Consider the following 4,760-nt stretch of genomic DNA (forward strand, 5'->3'; position numbering starts at 1 on the left):
TAAGCGCACCATTTTCCAGGCCATTTGAAAGGGGGTCGGTCGCTATCTTTCCGCATCAGCGGCGGCGACTCGAAAGACTCTACACGCCCCCAAAGCCCCACGCAAATCGGCCCCCGGCGGCGGATCAGCCCACTCTCAGGCGAGCCTTCTCGCCAGACCACGCGGAGAGCAAATGCCGGCGGCCCGGCGTCGCTGCCGTCCACCGAAATTGGCGTTCCGAATGCTAATTTGCGCGTTGCAGGCTCAACTAGACAGAACAGTCTGTCTCGCATAAATTTCAGGTAGATCGCTGGCCCCTTTGGCGGAGATCCGTTATCGCTGAAGCAGAAACGGCGGATCAATGTACATGCCCTTTTGAGGAGCCAAAAATGCACGCCACCCAGTTTGAACAGTTTGTTGCAGAGGCGCTCACCACGGAGCGCGAGACCGACACGGTCCTCGGCCCGGACGAGCTTTATGGCCTGTACACGAGCTGGTGCCTGATTCACAACGTGCAGCCGGATGCCCCAGCCGCTTTGTTTGCAGCGCTCAAGGCGAACGGCATCGATCCGCAGAACTGCGAACTGGCGATGACCGGGCCTGCAGCCGCAGATTACATCCTCGCGAGCGCCCCCAGCCTCATCTAGGCCGACACCGGAAAGAGCCGATGGAAATCGGCTCTTTCCGTGTACCCAAAACTTTGTCTCTGGCGCACACTGCTGTCATAACGCTTCAACGCACTCATATCGCCGGCCCCCAGGGCAGGGCGGGAATCAAGGTACCCCATGGCCGTACAACCCGGCATCCCAGAAGGCACAGTCATTGGCGGCAGGTACCGCGTGGTGGAGCAAATCGGCTCCGGCGCCATGGCGAACGTATACCGGGCCGTGGATGAATCCCTTCAGCGCGAGGTAGCCCTCAAGGTGATTAACCGAAGCAACGCGGCGCACGAAGCCGCACGCGATGATGACGCTGAAGTAAAAGTCCTCGCGGCCCTGAACCACCACAGCCTGATCACGCTCCTTGACGCCGGCGTGGACCGGGAAGAGCTTGGCCGCAGCCGCATTTACATGGTCATGGAGCTTGTCGAGGGCCCTGATCTCAAGCGCCGCCTCGTCGAAGGCCCGCTCTCCTCCCGGCACACGGCCGAGATCGGCTACGACGTGGCGGACGCCCTGGCCTACATCCATGAAAGCGGCGTGGTGCACCGCGACGTGAAGCCCGGCAACATCCTGGTGTTCGACTACCAGCACGACACCGCACGGATGCACGCAAAACTGACGGATTTCGGCATCGCGCTCATGGCTGATGCGCCGAACCTGCACGACGGCGGATTCCTTGGCACCGCGGGCTACCTGAGCCCGGAGCAGGCGAAGGCCCAGCCCATTGGGCCGCCCAGCGATGTGTACTCCCTGGGCCTGGTGCTGCTCGAGAGCCTAACCGGGCAGCAGGCCTTTCCGGGTGACCCGCTGCAGAGCGCCCTCGCCCGCCTGATGGACGACCCCCACATCCCTGACGACGTTGAGCCGGAGTGGCGGCTCCTCCTGGCCGCAATGACGGCGCGGAATCCGGAGGATAGGCCCTCCACCAGCGAGGTAAGCCAGGCCCTGTACGAACTGTCCCTGAGCAGCCGGGGAAAGCATAAGGTGGATGCCTCTGTCCTTCCCGCTGACGAGGAAGCCCGGATGGAGGCGGTGCACAGCTACGGCATCCTGGACACTCCCCCGGATGGCGCCTTCGACAGAATCACGGCGCTGGCGGCCAGGCTCTTCTCGGTGCCGGTGGCGATCGTGTCGATCGTCGATCATGACCGGATCTGGTTCAAGTCCCACCACGGCTTGGACGTTGGGCAGATCAGCAGGGAGCCCGGCCTCTGCGCGTCAGCGATTATGCAGGATGGTCTCTGGGTGGTGGAGAACGCCCCGGAGGACCCGCGGACGCTCCTCAATCCGCTGGTGGCCGGTGAGTTCGGCCTGAAGTTCTATGCCGGCGCCCCCCTCAAGACCAGGGACGGATACAATCTGGGCACGCTGTGCATCCTCGACTTCGAACCGCGCACCATGTCCCCGGAGGACAACGCCAATCTGCGCGATTTGGCCGCAATGGTCATGACCGACCTTGATCTGCGGCTTGACGCAGCCGGGTTGACCGGCACTCCGATGGACTCTGCCGTCGGCAACTAGCACGCACTGGGACCGGGAATTAGGGCTGGCAACCAGCGCGGCCAACCAAAACCGAAGCCTGCGCATGTGAGGACATGCGCGTCAAATTGTCCCGTCACAAGCTTTCTCTAGGCTGCCCCGACCACCATAAGTGCTGTCTGTAAACGCAATTGGGGGGCGACATGGACTTGCGTTTCAAGCTCTGCTTCCGGTCCCAGAGCATGGGAGGTCGGCAGTGGCAATTTTGGACATCCACATCAACGACGGCGACGTTGCGATGGTGAACGGTTGGCTGGCTCACCACGGGGGTTTCAGTGAACCGAACCCCTCCGTCCCGACCTCTCTGAATCCGCGCCAGTTCATGGCCAGGCACGCACACTGGGCCTCCTTCGCTCCACGGAGAACTACGGTCACCGCAGCCTGAGCGGCCCCCCGGGACCGCTCAAATTAAGCCCGACGGCGGGAGGACGCCAGCGTCGCCGCCCACCCGTCGTCGGGGTCACTTTGGAATCCCCACCAGGGGAACCGGGTACCCGGTGCCTGCCGTGATGAGGCCCAGGCCGAGGACCACTGATTCCGGAATGCCGTCCAGGAGTGCCCCGACGGCGATGGCCGCGCCGATGCCCGGATCGTCCTTTTCGGTGGGCTGCGGGTCAATTGCCGGGCGTTAGTTTTCCGGGTTGGAGCCGGTGCCAGCCCCGGGTGATGCAGGCCCAGATCGCCCCCATGGTTGCCGTGGCCGCGGCGACTGTCATTGCAGCGGTGACCGTCTCACCAGCGGCGAAGAAGCGGATGGTGAGTCCCGTGAGGTAGGCGAGTCCGACGGCGGCCGCCACACCCAGCGCGAACAGCACCAGTCCCGCTGCGGTGCTTAGGGTGCGCTTCGCGGCAGCTGGTCGGGCGGCGCTGCCGGGTTCAGCGCGCTCGAGTGGAGCGCGCCCGACGTCGGCTCGCTTAGCCCCGGCCCGGTTCAGCGGCAGCAGGTCGACGCTGCCGGCCCCAGCGTTCCCGCCACTGTCGGCAATCCGGCGGGTACCGGCGTCGGGCGCCACCGCGAAGGTGGCATCCGGCTCCCCCGGCGATTCAGCCTCCGGGTCGGCGTCGGTGCGGACGCGCCGGCCACGGCGGCGCTTGCCGACCGCCGTCGTCGGCTCTTCCCAGACCTCGGCCAGGGTACTGAACCCGCGAGTGTCCGCGATGGCCAGCACTATCCGGGCGCAGGCCAGCGCGTGCGCCCGCGGTTCATGCCGCTGAACCGGAGGAAGGTCCAGGGCGGCGAGCACGTCGCTGAGGCGGTGCTGCGGCAGGGGCAGGTGGTCCTGGGCGAGGTGCAGCGCGCAGTAGAAGTCCTTGGCCGGCAGGTCCAGGTGCCGGTGCTCGGTGGCTTGGCGCATCACGGAGGCGTCGTAGGCGGCGTCGAACGCCACGAGCGGGTCCTCACAGACGAACTGCAGGATGCCTTCGAGTGACATCTCCCAGTCGGCGGCGTTCTGGACGTCGTGTTCGGTGATGCCGTGGAGCTCCACGTTGATGGGATCAAAGTCGTCGATGCCGGGCGGCGGCTTGATGAGCCACGACGCCGCATCCACGATGCGTCCGTCCCGGACCTTCACCAGGCCGACGGCGCACGCCGAGCCGCGGTGGCTGTTGGCCGTTTCGAAGTCGATGGCCGTAAAACTGATTCCTGACATGCTTGCCTCCCCAGGGCATGGCGCGGGAGGCCGCAAGCGCCGTTGCTTGTGACCTCCCGCACATGACTTCGCCATTCTTGCAGAGGGGATGCCGGATTACGTCGTCTGCCAAAAATGTGACGTGCGCCATTCGGCCAATGAAAAGACCGTTGACAGGCCGCCCGGGCGGGAGTAGCAAAGCCTCAGGCGGTCCAATCCCGGGCCGTCTCAGGTGGTTCCGCAAGTTTTAGGAGCAAGTCATGCCTGTCGCCGTCATCCTGGATATTCCCGGAGCAACGCTTGAGCAGTACGACCAAGTCATCGAAAAAATGGGCTTCACCAAGGGCGGGCCAGGCGCCCCGGGCGGCCTGACGCACTGGGTGTCGGCCACGGAAAATGGCATCCGTGTGGTGGACACGTGGCAGAGCCGGGAGGCATTCGAGGCATTCACCCGGGAGAAGACCGAACCTTTCATGGCCGAGGTGGGTATGTCGGAGAAGCCGGACATCACCTTCTTCGAGGTCCACAATTTCCTGACCGCAGGGCCGGAAGCTTAGACGTAATCCGCTGCTTCAAAGGAGAAGTATCATGGCTGTTTCACTCGTCCTGCACCGTGTTGACGACTACGACGCTTGGCGCAAGGTTTACGATTCCGTCGCCGGATTGCAGAAGGACGGCGGTGTGACCACCGAGTCCGTCTACCGCATGGACGGCGATCCGGACAACGTCCTGGTGATCCACCACTTCGACACCGTGGACACCGCCAAGGCGTTCTTCGCCAACCCTGATCTGAAGGACGCAATGCAGCGCGGCGGCGTCCAGGGCGAACCTCGGATCGAGTTCTTCGAATAGCCGCGGTTTCAGGAAAGCCCGACGGCGGGTTCGGCTCCCTGCTCTGAATGGTGCTTCAAGTTGCCGCCCTGGTCCACCATCTGGATGGGATGGCGGG

At 64.3% G+C, this 4,760-nt stretch carries 5 protein-coding genes and 1 pseudogene; 4 read left to right on the plus strand and 2 right to left on the minus strand.

Features of this window, described 5'->3' with window-relative positions:
• Positions 1 to 368: 368 nt before the first annotated feature.
• Together ACFRAU_RS25930 and ACFRAU_RS25935 are read left to right on the plus strand one after the other, a co-directional pair.
• Positions 369 to 626 carry a hypothetical protein gene (locus ACFRAU_RS25930; RefSeq protein WP_377998194.1) on the plus strand — a complete coding sequence of 86 codons (258 nt, stop codon included), beginning with the start codon at positions 369 to 371 and terminating at the stop codon, positions 624 to 626.
• 138 nt (positions 627 to 764) lie between these two features.
• Positions 765 to 2,162, plus strand: coding sequence for a GAF domain-containing serine/threonine-protein kinase (locus ACFRAU_RS25935; protein ID WP_378002004.1), 1,398 nt, complete (start codon positions 765 to 767; stop codon positions 2,160 to 2,162).
• A 487-nt stretch (positions 2,163 to 2,649) separates the two neighbouring features.
• On the opposite strand, the pseudogene ACFRAU_RS25940 reads toward ACFRAU_RS25935, so the two are convergent.
• Positions 2,650 to 2,790, minus strand: a pseudogene (locus ACFRAU_RS25940) (ZIP family zinc transporter); the annotation flags it as partial.
• 4 nt (positions 2,791 to 2,794) lie between these two features.
• Entirely contained in the window at positions 2,795 to 3,832 is a 1,038-nt protein-coding gene (locus tag ACFRAU_RS25945) for an exonuclease domain-containing protein (RefSeq protein WP_378002005.1), read from the minus strand.
• Between the two features lie 239 nt (positions 3,833 to 4,071).
• Between ACFRAU_RS25945 and ACFRAU_RS25950 the strand changes: the two genes are divergently transcribed.
• Positions 4,072 to 4,368 (plus strand): hypothetical protein, encoded by a 297-nt coding sequence (locus ACFRAU_RS25950; RefSeq protein WP_377998191.1) that lies wholly within the window; start codon positions 4,072 to 4,074, stop codon positions 4,366 to 4,368.
• Positions 4,369 to 4,399: 31 nt separating this feature from the next.
• On the plus strand, positions 4,400 to 4,663 hold the full coding sequence (locus ACFRAU_RS25955) for a hypothetical protein (RefSeq protein ID WP_378002006.1): 264 nt from the start codon (positions 4,400 to 4,402) through the stop codon (positions 4,661 to 4,663).
• Positions 4,664 to 4,760: the final 97 nt, after the last annotated feature.

Origin of the sequence: Arthrobacter sp. NPDC056691 (assembly GCF_042791415.1) — a bacterium.
Lineage (GTDB): Bacteria > Actinomycetota > Actinomycetes > Actinomycetales > Micrococcaceae > Arthrobacter.

Bases quoted from the DNA above. Each gene is read 5' to 3' on its own strand.
- ACFRAU_RS25930 (WP_377998194.1), top strand. From the start codon at position 369: ATGCACGCCACCCAGTTTGAACAGTTTGTTGCAGAGGCGCTCACCACG.
- ACFRAU_RS25935 (WP_378002004.1), top strand. From the start codon at position 765: ATGGCCGTACAACCCGGCATCCCAGAAGGCACAGTCATTGGCGGCAGG.
- ACFRAU_RS25950 (WP_377998191.1), top strand. From the start codon at position 4,072: ATGCCTGTCGCCGTCATCCTGGATATTCCCGGAGCAACGCTTGAGCAG.
- ACFRAU_RS25955 (WP_378002006.1), top strand. From the start codon at position 4,400: ATGGCTGTTTCACTCGTCCTGCACCGTGTTGACGACTACGACGCTTGG.
- ACFRAU_RS25945 (WP_378002005.1), bottom strand. From the start codon at position 3,832: ATGTCAGGAATCAGTTTTACGGCCATCGACTTCGAAACGGCCAACAGC.